Genomic DNA, 15,734 nt, shown 5'->3' on the forward strand with positions numbered 1-15,734 from the left:
TCACTCCCCCAGATAGTCGGCGACCGTACGGACGGCGGCGAACCGCCCGGCGAGCGCGTACTCGGTGCGGGCCACGACGTCCGCCGCCGCCAGCGTACGCGGGTCGGCCAGCAGCTCCTCGACGCTCTGATCGGCCGGGGCCGTCCAGTGCGGGATCGGGAAGGTGCCGGTGGCGTCGGTGAGATAGGTGACCTCGTACCCGAAGTCGGAGGCGAGGCGGGCCGTCGTCTCCACGCACTGCTCGGTGCGCAGCCCGGTCACCGCCACCGAGGTCACCCCGGCCGCCGTCAGCAGCTGCTGCAGGTTGGTCGTGGTGAAGGCGTTGTGCGAGGTCTTCGTCACGACGGCCTCGTCCTTGGCCGGCTCGAGCTCCGCCACCACCCGTACGTGGCCGTTCTCCGGGTCGAAGAGCCCGCCGGAGCCCGGCTCGGCGTGCAGCACCCACACGACCTTGTCGCCGGCGGCCCGCGCCGCCTCGACCAGCCGCCGCACGTTGCCGATCAGTTCCGGGTTGTTCAAGGTCGCCCACAGCGGCCGCTGCCGGAACGATTCCTGCACGTCGATAACCAGAAGCGCGTTCGTCATACGTCGATGATTCGTCCCGGCCGGCCCTCGCCGTAAGGCACGTTCACGCCCCACCCCGGACCGATCCGGTCACCGTGGCCGGCCCGCCGCACCCGAACGGGCGCACGACGCGACCATGTACTGGCCGGCGGCGCGATAATGCCCTCGTGGCGCTTGCATACAACGAGGTCGATGTGGTCCGGCCGCCCCGGCTGCGCGCCGGGGACGAGGTGCGCCTGGTCGCGCCCGGCGGGGCGGGCGTCCGCGACGACGCCGAGGCGGTGCGGGCCCGGCTCGAAGGGCTGGGACTGCGGGTCAGCGCCGGCGCGTACACGTTCCAGGAGAACGAGACGAGCCGCGTCGAGGACATCAACCGGGCGCTGCGAGACCCGGGGATCCGGGCGCTCGTGGCCGTGCGCGGCGGGCGGCGGGAGCACCGGATCGTGGCGCGGCTCGACTTCAACACCGCGGCCGCCCATCCGAAGCTGTTCATCGCCGGGGGCGACGCCGCGATCGTGCACCTGGCCCTGTGGGAGCGGGCCGGCCAGGCCGGGCTGCGCGGCGATCCGGCGGGCGCGTTCAGCGTCGAGCCGATCACCCTCGTGGCCGATCCCAAGGCGCCGACCGGCGAGCTGACCACCGGCGGGCGGGCCCGGGGCGTGCTCCTCGGCGGCGACCAGGACCAGGTGGCGGCGGCCGCCGGGTGGATGCTGCCGAGCATGAGCGGGGCCGTCCTGCTGCTCGAAGGGGACGGCCTGCGGGCCGGGCACATCGACCGGCAGCTGACCATGCTGCGTAACGCGGGCCGGCTCGACGGGCTGCGCGGGGTGGCGGTCGGGCGGTACACCGACTGCGGGCCGGGCGTGCTGGACGTCCTTCACGAGCGGTGCGGTGCTCTGGGCGTACCCGTGCTCGGGGGTCTGAATCTCGAAGATCTGCCCCTCGGGACCATGGCCGAGCTGGACGCGGAGGCCGGAACCCTGACCGTGGACGCGGCGGTTTCGTGAGGTTGTCGATTTCGCGGGAACCCCGTTCGTCGGGGCGGTGAGGACAAGCGAAAGGAAGCGACATGGCGAAGTACACGCTGCTCATCTACGGCGACCCGGCTCAGTGGGAGGCGATGACCCCGGAGCAGTGGAAGGAGCACGACCGGGCCCACGAGGAGTTCCGGGCCGCGGCCGGGCGCCGGGTCGTCGGCGGGGAGCAACTGGAGTTCGGGGGCTCGGCGACCACACTGCGGGAGCCGGGCGTGACCACCGACGGACCGTACGCGGAGACCAAGGAGATCCTCGGCGGCTTCTACCTGCTCGAGGCCGGGGACCTCGACGAGGTCCTCAAGCTGGCGGCGATGCTGCCCGAGGTGCGTGACGCGCACAGCGCGGTGGAGATCCGCCCGGTGGTCGAACACGGATGACGGACATCGGTGCCGCCCTCGCCGAGGCGCACCGCCGCGACTGGGCCCAGGTCCTGGCCACCACCGTGCGGGTGACCCGGGACCTGGACCTGGCCGAGGAGTGCACCCAGGAGGCGTACGCCCAGGCCCTGCGGACCTGGCCCTCCTCCGGGATCCCCGATCGGCCCGGCGCGTGGCTCACCCAGGTCGCCCGCCACCGCGCCCTCGACGTGATGCGCCGCGACGCCGCCCTCCGGCGCCGGCTTCCCCTGCTGGTCGTCGACTCCCCCGCCTCCTCCTCGGGCTTTTCGGGCGGCCCACTTCAGCTGATCTTCACGTGCTGCCATCCGGCGCTCTCCCGCGACGCGCAGGTCGCGCTGACCGCCCGCCTGGTCTGCGGCCTGTCCACGGCCGAGATCGCCCGGGCCTTCCTGGTGCCCGAGCCGACCATGGCGGCCCGCCTCACCCGGGCCAAGAAGAAGATCGCCACAGCCCGCATCCCGTACCGGATCCCGGCCGGCGACCAGCTGGCCGGGCGCCTGGGCCCGGTCCTCGACGTCATCCACCTGCTCTTCACGACCGGGCACACCGCGCCCGCCGGCCCGTCGCTGATCCGCCACGACCTGGTGACCGGCGCCATCGACCTGGCGCGCACCCTGCGCCTGCTCATGCCCCGCACGGCCGAGGTCAGCGCCCTGCTGGCCCTGCTGCTGATCACGGACGCCCGGACCCCGGCCCGCGTCGGCGCCGACGGCCAGCTGATGCTGCTGGCCGAGCAGGACCGCACGCTCTGGGACCGGGGCCGGATCGCCGAGGGCACGGCCCTGCTCACCGACGCCCTGCGCCGCCGACCGCCGACCCGGTACGCGGTCGAGGCGGCCATCGCGGCCGTCCACGCCGAGGCGCCGGCCTGGGCCGACACCGACTGGACGGAGATCGTGGGCCTGTACGACGTGCTGCTGCGCCTCTGCCCCGGCTCCCCGGTGATCGCGCTCAACCGGGCCGTGGCGCTCGGCTTCCGCGACGGCCCGGAGGCGGGCCTGGCCGCGACCGAGCCGCTGCTGTCCGTGCCGGCGTTGGCGGCGTATCCGTATCTGAGCGCTACGCGGGCCGACTTCTTCCGCCGTCTGGGCCGCCGGGCCGAGGCCGAGGCGGCGTATCAGGAGGCGCTCGCGCTCACCAGCAATGAGGTCGAGAGGGGCTTTTTGTCTCAACAAGCTGGCACCTGAGCCGATAGTTGGGGTACAAATAGTTGGCGTGGCAACGATCGGAGGGTGTGAGGGGCATGGCGAGCAACGCTGAAGGCCGCGGCCGGGTGAAGCAGTGGTTCCACGAGACGTTCGACGACTGGTGGTTCCGCTCGATGATCGGCCCCGCACAGACCCGCAACGCCGTGCAGGGTTGCGACGAGGGCGCGCGCGAGCAGTGGAAGCGCGACCTGGAGAACCGCAAGCGTTACACGCGCGAGCAGCGCGAACGAAAGCGCCTCGAACGCTCCTGACGCTCAGCGGCAGGCCGCGAACGCATAGTCCTTCAGCGTGATGGCGTCGGCCTTCCCGAACTGTTTGGCCAGCATCTGGCGCATCGGCCAGCGGGACATCGAGCGCATCGAGGCCGCGCGGGCGCGGATCATCAGGCGGCTTCTCGGGGCGAAACCGTGCATGCCGCCGGGCGGCAGTCGCATGCCGTCGGCCACGTACGACGCCATCTCTCTCTGGTACGCGCCGAAAGCGGCGGCCGGATCGCCGTGCGCGGCCAGTTCGCCGGCCAGCACGTAGGCGCCGACGATGCTCATGCTGGTGCCGAGGCCGGCCAGTGGGGAGCCGCAATATCCGGCGTCGCCGAGCAGGACCACCCGGCCCCGGTGCCAGCGGCCGACGTGCACCTGGTCGACCGAGTCGAAGAAGAAGTCGCCGGCCCCGGGCATGGCGGCCAGCAGCGACGGCACCTTCCAGCCGGCGCCGGCCAGGTTCCGGGCGATCAGGTCGCGCTGCTCGTCGCGGCTCAGCCGGCCGTACCGGGTCTTCGACAGGAAGTTCAGGGAGGCCATGGCCGGGCCCTCCCTGGTCGGGCGGACCAGGGCCACCCGGCCCCCGGGCGCGTTGTACATGTGGGCCCAATGGCCGAGGTCGTCCGGCGCGGGGACGGTGAACAGGGCGCCGTAGCCGCCGAGCGGGCGGACGAAATCCGTCTCGGGGCCGAACGCCAGGGCCCGCACCCCCGAGTGGACGCCGTCCGCGCCGACGACCACGTCGTACCGGCCGCTGCCGCCGCTGCGGAACGTCGCCCGGCCGTCGGGGGTGAGCTCGGTGATCCGGTCGCCGAACCGGTAGTCGGCCGTGGCCGCCGTCGCCTCGACCAGGATCCGCGACAGGTCGCCCCGGGAGATCTCGATCTCGGCCACGATGCCCTCGCCGCCGAACATGTCGGCCGGCATCTCGGCGAGCCGGCGCCCGTGGGTGTCGACCAGGGCGATGCCGCGCTCGTCGACCCGGCTCGCGCGGATCGCCGGCATGAGGCCCATGTCCGAGACCACCCCGCGGGCGACGCCCCGGATGTCGACCGCCTGGCCTCCGGGCCTGCGTCCGGGCGCCTTCTCGACGATCGTGACGTCGGCCCCGGCCCGGTGCAGCCAGAACGCCAGGGCCGGCCCGGCGATGCCGGCGCCGGAGATGAGTACGCGCATGTCCCCGCTCCTCTGCGTACGATGTACGTTGTGTACTAGGCAGAGCGTAGGAACCCGCTCGTGGCGATGGCAACGTGTACTAGTACGGCGGCGGGGCGAATCGGGAGGTGTACTAGTGCATCCGTACCGCAGGATCGTCGAGGACGTACGCCGGCGGATCGAGTCGGGCGAGCTGCAGCCGGGCGACCGCGTGCCGTCGGCCCGCGCCATCACCCAGGAGTGGGGCGTCGCGATCGCCACCGCGACCAGGGCCCACGCGGCCCTGCGCGAGGAGGGCCTGACCGTGGCCCGGCCCGGCGTGGGCACGGTGGTCGCGGGCCCGGCGCCGCGCCAGGAGCACGAGCTGACCCGGGAACGGATCGTCGCCACCGCCGTCGACGTCGCCGACCGGCTCGGCCTGGCCGAGCTGACCATGCGCCGGCTCGCGGCCGAGCTCGGCGCGGCCACCATGTCGCTGTATCGCTACGTGCCCAGCCGCGACGAGCTGATCGTCGCGATGATCGACAAGGCGCTGGGCGAGATCCGCCTGCCCCGGCGGCACCCCGGCGGCTGGCGCCCGGCGATCGAACTGGCCGCCCGCCAGGAATGGGCGGTCTTCCAGCGCCACCCCTGGCTCGGCTCATCGATGTCGATCACCCGGCCCCAGCTCGCCCCGAACGGGATCCGGCTCAGCGAATGGGTGCTCGCCTCCTTCGACGACACCCGCCTCACCCTCGAGGAGCGCATGTACGCGCAGATCGTGCTCTTCACCTTCGTCCGCGGCGTGGCCAGCGCGCTGGAGCCGGAGGCCGAGGCGATCCGCGAGACCGGACTGACCAACGAACAGTGGATGCGGACCCAGGAGTCCACCCTGACCGACCTGATGGACACCAACCGGATGAGCCACTTCCAGCAGCTCACCGAGGACGGCTTCGACTTCGGCCTCGACCTGGTCTTCGAGTTCGGCCTGGCCCGCCTGCTCGACGGCCTGACCCTCTTCGTCGAAGCCCGTGGCTAGGGGCTGTCCTGCCGATCGAGCGAGTGCGAGGCGAGGTTCAGGTGGTGGCTGGCGTCGGGCGCGGCGCGCCGGCATCCCGGTGTTGGATGTCGGTGTGTCGCGGCTGCCGTCAGGCGCCGCCTGAACCACGCCGCAGCCCCGCTTGATCGGCAGGACAGCCCCTAGAGGATCAGGACCACCTTTCCGCCGCTGTGCCGGGACTCGACGGCGGCGTGCGCCTCGGCGATGTCGGCCAGCGGGAACGGGCGTACCTCGATGAGAATTTTGCCCTGGGCCGCCAGGCCGATCACCTCGGCCAGGCGCTTCGGGTCGCGGCCGGCCCGGACCACGCGGGCGCCCACCTCGGCCGCGGCCTTGTCGTCGGCGATCGTCCCGATGCGGTCGAGCGGGACGCCCAGCTCGGCCGACTGCGCGAGCGTCTCACCGCCGGCGGTGTCGAGAGCGACGGTCGGTTGCGGGCCGAGGGCGCGGACGGCTTCGACCAGGCCCGGCCCGTACGCCACGGGAAGCGCACCCATCCGCCGCAGCCGGTCGTGGTTGGCCGGGCCGGCGGTGCCGATGACCGTGGCGCCGGCCAGACGGGCGAGCTGGGTGGCCACCGTGCCGACGCTGCCCGAGGCGCCGTGCACGAGCAGCACGTCGTCGGGGCCGACGCCCAGCTCCAGCAGCGCGCCGCTGGCCGTCTGCGAGGCCGCGACCAGGGCGGCCGCGGTGGCGAAGTCGATGTTCGGCGGCTTCGGCACGACATCGGCGGCGGGAACGACCACGTAGTCGGCCGCGCCGTTCATCATCGTGGAACCGAGCACGGCGTCGCCCACCGAGAAGCCCTCTCCCGCTTGGTCGATCTCACCGGCGTACTCCTGCCCGATGGTCTGTGGAAAAGAGACCTTGGCCCAGGGCATCTGCCCCCGGCGGACCGCGACGTCGAACGGCTGCACCCCGGCCGCGCGCACCCGCACCCGGACCTGCCCCGGGCCCGGCACCGGATCGGGCCGCTCGGTGATGCGGAGAACCGACGGCGGACCGAACTGATCAAAGACGGCTGCTCTCATGAGACGACTCTGCAAGCTCAACGCACGTTGAAGTCAAGCGCTCCGCACGTCACATCCATGACGGTGTGACGCATGAACTTCAGCGAGAGATTCCTCAACGCCCTGATCGGCGCGGCCGAGCTGTTCACCGTCGAACTGGGCCGGGAGCTGGGCCTGTACGCGGCGATCCGGGAACGGCCGCTGACGGCCGGCGAACTGGCCAAGTACACCGGCATCGACGAACGGTACGCCCGCGAATGGCTCGAACAGCAGGCCGCGGCCGGTCTGCTGACCGTCGAGGGCGACGCGTTCGCGCTGGCCCCCGGCCTCGACGCGGTGCTGCTCGACGAGGGCGGCCCCGACTATCTGGGCACGGCCGGCGAGTTCGCGCTCGGCCTGGCCCTGCTCACCCCGAGAGTCACCGAGGCGTTCAGGACCGGGCAGGGCATTCCGTACGCCGACTACGGCCGGCACATCCGGCACGGCATCGCCGCCTTCAACCGCCCCATGTTCGACCACCTCCTGACGACGTCGTGGCTGCCGGCGGTCCCGTCGATCGAGCAACGCCTGCGCTCGGCCCCCGGCGCGCACGTGCTGGACCTGGGCTGCGGGGCCGGGCACTCGTCGATAGCGCTGGCCCTCGCCTATCCCACGGTCACGGTGCGGGGTGTCGACCTGGACGAGGCGTCGATCGCCGAGGCCCGCGCCGCGGCGGCCCGGGCCGGGGTGGCCGACCGCGTCAGCTTCACCCTGGGCGACGCGGCCGGGGCGTCCGGCGCGTACGACCTGGTGACCATCTTCGAGGCCCTGCACGACATGGGCGACCCGGTCGGCGTCCTGCGCCGGGCCCGCGAGCTGCTGACCCAGGACGGCAGCGTCCTCATCGGCGACGAAAGGGTGGCCGACGAGTTCACCGCCCCGGCCGGCGAGATAGAGCGGTTGCAGTACGCCTTCAGCGTCCTGCACTGCCTGCCGGCCACCCGGGCCGAACAGCCGGTGCTGGCCAACGGAACGATCCTGCGCGCGCCGACGCTGATCGCGTGGGCGCGCGAGGCCGGCTACGAGAACCCGAGCGTGCTGGACATCGACAACGATTTCTGGCGCTTCTACGAGCTGCGCTGACCAGCGATGTGACGGGATTCCGTCAAGCGGGCCGGACGATCGGGGGAACCGATCAAGATGGCGGCGGTCGTAGGGTCGTCGGGTGTTCGTCCGGATGCTGGGTCCGTTCGAGGTGAGCGGCCCGGACGGCCCGGTCGCCGTGACCGCCGCCAGTCAGCGCACGGTGCTGGCCCTGCTCGCCCTGCACGCGGGGCGGCCGGTCGGGGTGTCCACGTTGATCGACGCGCTCTGGCCGGACGGGCCGCCGCCGTCGGCTCGCAACAGCCTTCAGTCCCATGTGACGCGGTTGCGGTCGGTTCTGGGCGGGGCCGACCTGATCTGCCTGGAGCCCGCCGGATATCGGCTGGCGGCGCCTCGGCAGGCGGTGGACGTGCTGGTCTTCGAAGACCTGCTCCGCGATGACGAGTCACTCGCGGCTGCCCTGGAGCTCTGGCAGGGGGCGCCTCTGCCCGAGTTCGACGGTGAGCCGTTCCGGGGCGCGGCCGAGCGGCTGGTGTCACTGCGACGGGAAGCGCTGGCACGGCTGGTCGCGCGGCAGTCGCACGGGCTGCGGGCCGGCGCCCCGGGCGGCACGGTCCAGCGGCCGCCTCACGATTCGGGGGCAGATGGGCCTGGCGGGGCCGTCGATCGGCTGGCGGAAGAGGCCGCCGCGGAGCCGTGCTGGGAGCGGGGTGCGCTCGTGCTGGCCGAGGCGCTCGCCCGGAGTGGGCGGCGTGGGGAGGCGATCGAGGCGCTGCGGCGGCACGCGGACGCTGTGGTGGATCGGCTCGGGCTCGATCCGTCCGAGGCGGTGCGGCTGGCGCAGGTCGCGATTCTGCGGGGTGAGCTCGACCCCGATGCTGCCCGGCGGCCGCGGCCGGGCGACCGGGCCGCCCGGCCGGCCGGGGGCCGGGCACAGCGCGTACCCCTGCGGTTCTCGTCCTTTCTCGGGCGTGACTCGGAGCAGCGGGAGCTCGCCGAGATGGTGCGGGCGCCGGGTCTCGTGACCGTCGCCGGGCCCGGGGGTGTGGGCAAGACGCGGCTGGTCGCGGAGACCGTACGGGCGGGGGCGCGGGTGGCCTGGATCGACGCCGCCGACGTGTCCGAAGGGGACTTCCTCGAGGCCGTGGCGGTCGGTGTGGGGGCGCGGATCGGGGCGGCGGACGATCCGGTCGCGGTGATCGGGAGGGCGGCCCGGGAACATTCCGTGGTGGTTCTGGACAACTGCGAGCACGTCGTGGACTCGGCGGCGGTGGTGGCCGAGGCCATGCGGGGCACGCGGGTCGTGGTCACCAGTCAGGAACGGCTCCGGGTGGACGGGGAGCGGGTTCTGGAATTGGCGCCGCTGGACGAGACGGCGGCGGCACGGCTCTTCGTCGAACGGTCCGGTGGTGGAGCGGCCGACGGGGACGTGGCGGAGATCGTGCGACGGCTGGATCGGCTGCCGCTGGCGATCGAGCTGGCGGCGGTTCAGGCGGCGGCGCTCGGGGTGCCGGAGCTGCGGGCGCGGCTCGACGACCGGCTCGACCTGCTGGTGCGGGGGCGGCGGACGGCGGACGCGCGGCACCGCACCCTCCGCGCGGTGGTGGAGTGGTCGTTCGGGCTGCTCGACGAGGACGGCCGGGTCGTGATGCGAAGGTTGTCGGTCTTCGCGGGCGCCTTCACCGTGGCGCAGGCCGAGGCGGTCGTCGACGTGCCGCGGGCGGCAGCCGTGATCGCGGCGCTGGTGGACCGGTCGCTTGTGGTGCGGCATGGGGCCGGCCGGTTCCGGCTCCTGGAGACTGTTCGGACATTTGCGACAGAAGGACTGGACGCCGCGGAAAAGCTGGACGCCGAGCGGCGCCACGCGGCCGAGATGGTGGCGGCGGCGCGCAGGCTCGACCGGCGGTTGCGCGGGCCCGATCAAGCGGCGGCCGTACGGGAGATCGACGAACTCCTGCCGGATCTGCGGCTGGCCTGCGCACGTGGCGACGCCGGGGTGAAGACCGCGCTGGCCTCGGCCATGTACCGGTACGGCTACCGCTGTCAGCAGTACGAGGTGCTGGCCTGGGGCCGGGGCACCGCGGGCGATTCCACCGCGCTGGCCGCGGCCGCCACCCACGCCTGGGGCCGGGGCGATCTGCCCGAGGCGCGCCGATTGGCGCTCCAGGTGGAACCGCTCGGAGCACCCGCACACGAGGTTCTCGGCGACGTGGCCCTGGTCCTGTGCGACCCCGGCACGGCCCGGGAGCACTACCAGGCCATGGACGGTGAACCCGTCCACCGGGTGTCCGGCCTGGTCGGCGAGGCCCTCGTGGCCGCCTGGTCCGGGGACACGGCGAAGGCCGCCGGCCTCGCGAGCGAGGCGGTCGCCCTGGCCACCGCCACCGGCAATCCGGGCGCGCGGGCCGAGGCCCTCTACGGTCTCGGCGAGGCGCTGGGTGACACCGACCCCGCCCGCGCCCTGACGCTGCTCGACGAGGCGGCGGCGCTGGCGGCCACCGTGGACGATCGGCTCTTCCGGGGTGCGGCCGAGACCGCCGCCGTGGCCATCCGCAGCCGGCACGGCGACCCGGTGGAGGCCCTCACCGCCTTCCGTGAGGTGATCGCCCTGTGGCGGACCGTCGGCAACGACACCCTCCAGGCGGCCGCCCTGCGCAACCTGGTCGTGCTGCTCGTACGGGTCGGTGAGGACGAGACCGCGCTGCTGGTCGACGCCGCGCTGCCGGCCACCGGCGTCTACCCGGCCGAGGCGGCCCGGCTCGACCGGGCCCGGGCCGCCGCCGTCGAGCGGCTCGGTGCCAGGGCCGGGAAACTCGAAAGGCGGAACACGACCGTGTACGACGAAGCGTCACGGGCCATCGACGCAGCGCTGTCCCGGATGGCCGGATAGGTGGTAATTGGCCGCCGGGCGGTCACGATCCCCGGCCGCGCCGAGCCCGCCGAGCGCGGCGTCGATACCGTTATCGCGTGTCTGAGATCCCGTGGTGGGGGCTACCCCTCATCGCCGCCGTGTTCGCCCTGGCCGGAGCCGCGACCGTCCAGCTCGTGACCGCCCGTAACGACTACCTGCGCAGTCGCCGGCGGCGCACCCGGCGGTGGTACGAGGAACGCAAGGCGGCGTACGTCGCCCTGCTCGCCGTCTTCGAGCGCGACACCTACAGCCTGCGCACCGCCTACGACGCCGGGACCAAGCCCGCCTCCCCGCTGGCCTACGTCGACGAGGTCGGCCCGGCGCTCATGCAGGTGCGGCTGCTCGCCTCCGGGCCGGTGCGCAGCGCCGCCCTGGCCGTCCATGTGCTCCTGCAGCAGCTGCACGGCGAGATGAACCCGGCCGCGGTCCCCGGCGTACAACCGCAGATTCATTTTCGCGAATTGCTGACCCAGGTGCCTCTCGTGATGCAGCAGTTCGAGGCGGCGATCCGCGAGGAGCTGCGGATAGAGGCCACTCCGCCCTCCGGCGCGGCGCCGCTCAACGGGCGCGGGCGATCACTGCTGCGACGGCAACCACAGGCCCGGCCTCTAGAGGGTTCCGCCGATGTCCGGCAGGATCTACAGGCGTGACCGATAGGAGCGAAACCACCGCCGCCGTCATCCGCAGCGGGATCGTCGCGATCCTGCGTGCACCCTCCGCCGACTACTTCTCCGCCATCGCCGAGGTCCTCGTCGATTCCGGCATCACCGCCATGGAGGTCACGCTGACCTCGCGCGGCGCCATCGAGGCCATCGCCGGGCTCCGGCGCCAGTTGCCGTCCTCGGTCGCCATCGGCGCCGGCACGGTCCTGACCGCCGACGACGCCAAGGCCGCCGTCGGCGCCGGCGCCGAGTTCCTGGTCTCGCCGGTGGTCGACGCCGAGCTCGTGGCCGCCTCCGAGGTGCCCTTCTATCCGGGCACAAGCACACCCACCGAGATGTACGCCGCCTGGCGCGCCGGCGCGGAGCTGGTGAAACTCTTCCCGGCGGCCGGTCTCGGCCCCTCCTTCCTGCGGGACGTCCGCGGGCCGCTGCCGCAGATCCCGGTCATGCCCACCGGCGGCATCAAGATCGAGGACATCGCCGACTGGCTGTTCGCCGGGGCCAAGGCCGTCGGCATCGGCTCCCCGCTGATCGGCGACGCCGCGACCGGCGGCAACATGCACGCCCTGGCCGCCCGCGCGCGGCACGCGGTCAGCGCGGTCGCGTTCGCCCGCTCATGACAGGGCCGGGTCTGTTCACCTTTGGTGAGACCATGGGTCTGGTCGCCGCGGACGGCATCGGCCCGTTGACGTACGCCAAAGGCTTCTCCTTCGGCATCGGCGGCGCCGAGAGCAACGTCGCGGTGGGCGTCGCCCGGCTCGGCGGCCGGGCCACCTGGCTGGGACGGGTCGGGCCCGACGCGACGGGCGCGCTGATCGCCGAGCGTCTGACGGCGGCGGGTGTACGCACCCTCGCGATCACCGACGAGTCCTTCACCGGCCTGATGGTGCGCCACAAGCGGTCGGCCCAGTTCGCCCAGGTCGACTACCACCGGGCCGGCAGCGCGGGCTCGCGTCTCTCCCCGGCCGACGTGCCACCGGCCGAGCTGACCGCGGCCGGCGTCGTGCACGTCACCGGCATCACGCCGGCGCTGAGCGAGACAGCCCGGGCCGCCGTCTTCCAGTCGATCGAGACCGCCCGCGCGGCCGGCGTGCCGGTGTCGGTCGACGTCAACTACCGCTCGAAGCTGTGGAACCGCTTCGACGCGGCCCCGGTCCTGCGCGACCTGGTCTCCCGGGCCGACGTGGTCTTCGCCTCGCCCGAGGAGGCCGAGCTGTTCGTCGACACCGACGACCTGCTGGGCTCGCTGGCCAAGCTGGGACCGTCCGAGGTGATCGTCAAGGACGGCGCCCGCGGCTGCCGCGCCCTGATCGACGGCGAACGGCACGAGCTGCCGGTCCTGCCGGTGACGGTCGTCGACCCGGTCGGCGCCGGCGACGCCTTCGTGGCCGGCTATCTGGCCGACCGCCTGACCGGCGCGACTCCGGCGGCCCGCCTGGCCACGGCGATCGCGGCCGGCGCCTTCGCCGTCACGGTCCCGGGTGACTGCGAGGGCGCGCCCACGCGAGCCGAGCTGACCGCGCTGACGGGCGACGACGTGCACCGATGAGAACCGGCCCTCCGGTGAGTCTGACGACCACACCGACCGGGAGGTTTTCGCGATGCGCAAGGTGGTCCTCTACTCGCTGCTGTCCCTCGACGGCGTGGCCGAGCACCCCGACCAGTGGCTGTTCGACTTCGACCAGGTCATGGACGACAATCTGGCCGCCGTCATCGGCACGCAGGACGCCGTCCTGCTGGGCCGGCGGACGTACGACGACTGGGCGCCCTACTGGCCGGTCTCGGACATCCAGCCCTTCGCCGATTTCATCAACAGCGTTCCCAAGTACGTCTTCACGGCCAAGGAACCGGACGTCGAATGGGCCGGGACCACAGTCGTACGGGAAACCGCCGTTGACGTCGTCCGTGATCTGAAATCCCGCGAAGGCGGCGACATCGGCCTGCACGGAAGCATCGAGCTGTCCCGCTCCCTGCTCGCCGCCGGCCTGGTCGACGAGCTCCGCCTGGTCGTCGCGCCCACCGTTCCCGCCGGCGGCCGCCACCTGCTCGACGGCCTGGCGAGCAAATGGGCCCTGCGCGACGTCCGTCCCACGCCCTCCGGAGGCGTTCTGACCCACTACGCGCTGACGGCCTCCTGAGGCTGCGGGCGGATCCAGTGGGTCAGGTTCTCCGGGCGGTCGGCCTTGCCGTAGAACCAGCCCTGGATCAGGTCGCAGCCCTGGCCGTGCAGCCAGTCGCGCTGTGACTGGGTCTCGACGCCCTCGGCGACCACCCGGTGGCCCATGGCGTGGGTCATGGCCAGGACGGCCCGCACGATGGGCTCGTCGCCGCCGGCGTCGCCGATGCGGGAGATGAAGGCACGGTCGATCTTCACGATGCCGACCGGGAGGCGGTGCAGGTAGCTCAGCGACGAGTAGCCCGTACCGAAATCGTCGATGCACAGCACCACGCCCAGCGAGTGCAGGGCGTTCAGCGTGAGCAGCGCGGTCTCGATGTCCTCCATGACGCCGGACTCGGTGATCTCCAGCCAGAGGCTCGAGGGGGCCAGGCCGGTCTCGCGCAGCACCTCGTCGACGATGTTGACGAGGGAGCCGTCGCGCAGCTGGCGGACCGCCACGTTCACCGACACGTGCAGCTGGCGGTCGCCGGGGCGGCGCATGCTCTGCCATTCCTGGAGCTGGCGCACCGACTCGCGGAGCAGCCACTCGCCCATCTCGACGATCATGCCGGTCTCCTCGGCGATCGGGATGAACTCGTCCGGGCGTACGAAACCGTGCTCGGCCGAATTCCAGCGCATCAGCGCCTCGAAGCCGTCCAGGTCACCGGTGCGCACGTCGACGATGGGCTGGAAGTGCACGGCCAGCTCGCCGCGCTCGCCGGCGCCGCGCAGCGACTGCTCGAGCTTGACCCGGTCGCGCACCTGGTCGCGCAGGGACGTGTCGAAGAGCGCGACGGCGTTGCGGCCGGAGCCCTTGGCCTTGTACATGGCGGTGTCGGCGTCCCGGATCAGTTCCAGGGCGTGCGCGCCGCCGTACGACTTGGCCACGCCGATCGAGGCCGAGATGACCACCTCGCCCACCGACAGCTTGAACGGGCGGGCCAGCTCGACCAGCAGGCGCTCGGCCAGCGAGTCGGCCAGCCGCAGGTGGGACGGGCTGGCCAGGGCGACCACGAACTCGTCGCCGCCGATGCGGGCCACGATGTCCTGCGTACGGACCTGGGCGCTGAGCCGGCCCGCGACCTCGCAGAGCAGCTCGTCGCCGACGCCGTGGCCCCAGTGATCGTTGATCATCTTGAAGCGGTCGAGGTCGATGAAGAGCAGGCTGATCTCCTGCCCCTCGTCGGTCACGCGGTCGGCCCACGAGGCCACGGTGTCCGAGAGCAGTTCACGGTTGGGCAGGTCGGTGAGGGCGTCGTGGGTGGCGCGGCGGCGGCTGGCCCGCTCGGCCCGGACCCGGGAGTTGTTGGAGCGCACCACCCGCACGAGCACGGCCAGGACGACCAGCGCGCACAGCAGGGCCCGGATCAGGTTGTTGGCGAGGCTGCCGAGCGGCATCAGGGTGGCGACCACGGTCGGCACGATCATGACGGTCGCGATCACGGTCAGCCGCAGGCGGCTCAGATCACGGACGACGATCTTCTGGGGCTGGGTGAGCGTACGCATCGACGGGTGCAACGCGGCGGCCGGAATGGCCACGAACATCGCGGCGAAGAGCACGTCCACGACATGCTGCGGCACCGCGATCATCTCGGCGTCGCGCAGCGTGAAGAGCAGATCGGCCACGAACATGTCGGCCGAGGCGACCACGAGCAGCCACAGCGCGGGCTGGCGGGCGCCGCCGGCCAGCATGAGCTGGGCGACCAGCACGAGAAGCACGACGTCGATGATCGGGAAGAACGCGTCGACCACCCGGATGACCGTCATGCCGGAGTCGTCGACGGCCGGGGCGATGACGAAGGTCCAGGTCAGAAAGGCGCCGGCCAGCCCGACGAGCAGGGCGTCGATGCGGGCCGGGTCGTCGTCGGCCGCGCGCCGCCGGCGCAGCATGCCACTGAAGGCGGAGCCGAGGAAGAGGTACGCCGGCACGACGAAAGCGTTCGGGATGAGCGCCATCATGGTCGGCGGGGTGGTCATCGTGCTCGGAACGGCGGCCCGGATGACGCTGGCGATGACGAAGAGGTAGGCGGCGTAGAGGATGTGCCGCCACGGCGTCCGCTGGTCGGCCGGCAGAAGCCGGCCGGGGCCGACATGCAGGGCGACGACACCCAGCACCATGATCAGAACGAAGGCCGGAGTCTGCGCCCAGACCGGGCCGAACGCCAGGACCGCGAGCAGCACGGCGCCGAGCGCCAGGTGCAGGCGCACAGCGGACGGTCCGAGGCCGCGGGCGTTGGTCATGCCCTTGC

15 protein-coding genes are annotated in these 15,734 nt (G+C 72.7%); 11 read left to right on the plus strand and 4 right to left on the minus strand.

Annotated features, from left to right (window positions below):
* Complete coding sequence (locus ACFY36_RS19685) at positions 1 to 585, minus strand: cysteine hydrolase family protein (protein ID WP_499747403.1); 585 nt, start codon at positions 583 to 585, stop codon at positions 1 to 3.
* A gap of 146 nt (positions 586 to 731) precedes the next feature.
* Between ACFY36_RS19685 and ACFY36_RS19690 the strand changes: the two genes are divergently transcribed.
* From ACFY36_RS19690 to ACFY36_RS19705, 4 genes are all read left to right on the plus strand, one after another.
* On the plus strand, positions 732 to 1,571 hold the full coding sequence (locus ACFY36_RS19690; protein ID WP_499747404.1) for a S66 peptidase family protein: 840 nt from the start codon (positions 732 to 734) through the stop codon (positions 1,569 to 1,571).
* 62 nt (positions 1,572 to 1,633) lie between these two features.
* Positions 1,634 to 1,978, plus strand: coding sequence for a YciI family protein (locus tag ACFY36_RS19695; RefSeq protein ID WP_499747405.1), 345 nt, complete (start codon positions 1,634 to 1,636; stop codon positions 1,976 to 1,978).
* Positions 1,975 to 3,186 (plus strand): RNA polymerase sigma factor, encoded by a 1,212-nt coding sequence (locus ACFY36_RS19700; protein WP_499747406.1) that lies wholly within the window; start codon positions 1,975 to 1,977, stop codon positions 3,184 to 3,186. Before ACFY36_RS19695 ends, ACFY36_RS19700 begins: the two co-directional genes overlap by 4 nt.
* A 56-nt stretch (positions 3,187 to 3,242) precedes the next feature.
* Positions 3,243 to 3,458, plus strand: coding sequence for a hypothetical protein (locus ACFY36_RS19705; protein WP_499747407.1), 216 nt, complete (start codon positions 3,243 to 3,245; stop codon positions 3,456 to 3,458).
* Between the two features lie 3 nt (positions 3,459 to 3,461).
* Here ACFY36_RS19705 and ACFY36_RS19710 read toward each other — a convergent pair whose 3' ends face one another.
* On the minus strand, positions 3,462 to 4,643 hold the full coding sequence (locus ACFY36_RS19710; protein WP_499747408.1) for an FAD-dependent monooxygenase: 1,182 nt from the start codon (positions 4,641 to 4,643) through the stop codon (positions 3,462 to 3,464).
* 115 nt (positions 4,644 to 4,758) lie between these two features.
* Here ACFY36_RS19710 and ACFY36_RS19715 point away from each other — a divergent pair, with 115 nt between their 5' ends.
* Positions 4,759 to 5,640, plus strand: a complete 882-nt coding sequence (locus ACFY36_RS19715) for a TetR/AcrR family transcriptional regulator C-terminal domain-containing protein (RefSeq protein ID WP_499747409.1) — start codon at positions 4,759 to 4,761, stop codon at positions 5,638 to 5,640.
* A 161-nt stretch (positions 5,641 to 5,801) separates the two neighbouring features.
* Here the strand turns inward: ACFY36_RS19715 and ACFY36_RS19720 are convergent, their stop codons facing one another.
* Positions 5,802 to 6,692: an NADP-dependent oxidoreductase gene (locus tag ACFY36_RS19720; RefSeq protein ID WP_499747410.1), complete on the minus strand. Its 891-nt coding sequence runs from the start codon at positions 6,690 to 6,692 to the stop codon at positions 5,802 to 5,804.
* 72 nt (positions 6,693 to 6,764) lie between these two features.
* On the opposite strand from ACFY36_RS19720, the gene ACFY36_RS19725 reads away from it, so the two are divergent.
* The 6 genes from ACFY36_RS19725 (at position 6,765) to ACFY36_RS19750 (ending at position 13,465) form a co-directional block, all read left to right on the plus strand.
* A complete protein-coding gene (locus ACFY36_RS19725; RefSeq protein WP_499747411.1) occupies positions 6,765 to 7,793 on the plus strand; it encodes a class I SAM-dependent methyltransferase in 1,029 nt (342 codons plus the stop codon).
* 82 nt (positions 7,794 to 7,875) lie between these two features.
* Positions 7,876 to 10,644 carry an AfsR/SARP family transcriptional regulator gene (locus tag ACFY36_RS19730; protein WP_499747412.1) on the plus strand — a complete coding sequence of 923 codons (2,769 nt, stop codon included), beginning with the start codon at positions 7,876 to 7,878 and terminating at the stop codon, positions 10,642 to 10,644.
* A gap of 77 nt (positions 10,645 to 10,721) precedes the next feature.
* Positions 10,722 to 11,315 (plus strand): hypothetical protein, encoded by a 594-nt coding sequence (locus tag ACFY36_RS19735; protein ID WP_499747413.1) that lies wholly within the window; start codon positions 10,722 to 10,724, stop codon positions 11,313 to 11,315.
* Positions 11,312 to 11,947 carry a bifunctional 4-hydroxy-2-oxoglutarate aldolase/2-dehydro-3-deoxy-phosphogluconate aldolase gene (locus ACFY36_RS19740; RefSeq protein ID WP_499747414.1) on the plus strand — a complete coding sequence of 212 codons (636 nt, stop codon included), beginning with the start codon at positions 11,312 to 11,314 and terminating at the stop codon, positions 11,945 to 11,947. Before ACFY36_RS19735 ends, ACFY36_RS19740 begins: the two co-directional genes overlap by 4 nt.
* Positions 11,944 to 12,876 carry a sugar kinase gene (locus tag ACFY36_RS19745; RefSeq protein WP_499747415.1) on the plus strand — a complete coding sequence of 311 codons (933 nt, stop codon included), beginning with the start codon at positions 11,944 to 11,946 and terminating at the stop codon, positions 12,874 to 12,876. Before ACFY36_RS19740 ends, ACFY36_RS19745 begins: the two co-directional genes overlap by 4 nt.
* Positions 12,877 to 12,928: 52 nt before the next feature.
* The gene (locus ACFY36_RS19750) at positions 12,929 to 13,465 is read left to right on the plus strand and encodes a dihydrofolate reductase family protein (protein ID WP_499747416.1); all 537 of its coding nucleotides are present in this window, start codon (positions 12,929 to 12,931) and stop codon (positions 13,463 to 13,465) included.
* Here ACFY36_RS19750 and ACFY36_RS19755 read toward each other — a convergent pair.
* Positions 13,444 to 15,726: a putative bifunctional diguanylate cyclase/phosphodiesterase gene (locus tag ACFY36_RS19755; RefSeq protein ID WP_499747417.1), complete on the minus strand. Its 2,283-nt coding sequence runs from the start codon at positions 15,724 to 15,726 to the stop codon at positions 13,444 to 13,446. The two genes, ACFY36_RS19750 and ACFY36_RS19755, sit on opposite strands and share 22 nt — an antisense overlap.
* Positions 15,727 to 15,734: the final 8 nt, after the last annotated feature.

Origin of the sequence: Actinoplanes sp. NPDC000266, from assembly GCF_042899005.1 — a bacterium.
Lineage (GTDB): Bacteria > Actinomycetota > Actinomycetes > Mycobacteriales > Micromonosporaceae > Actinoplanes.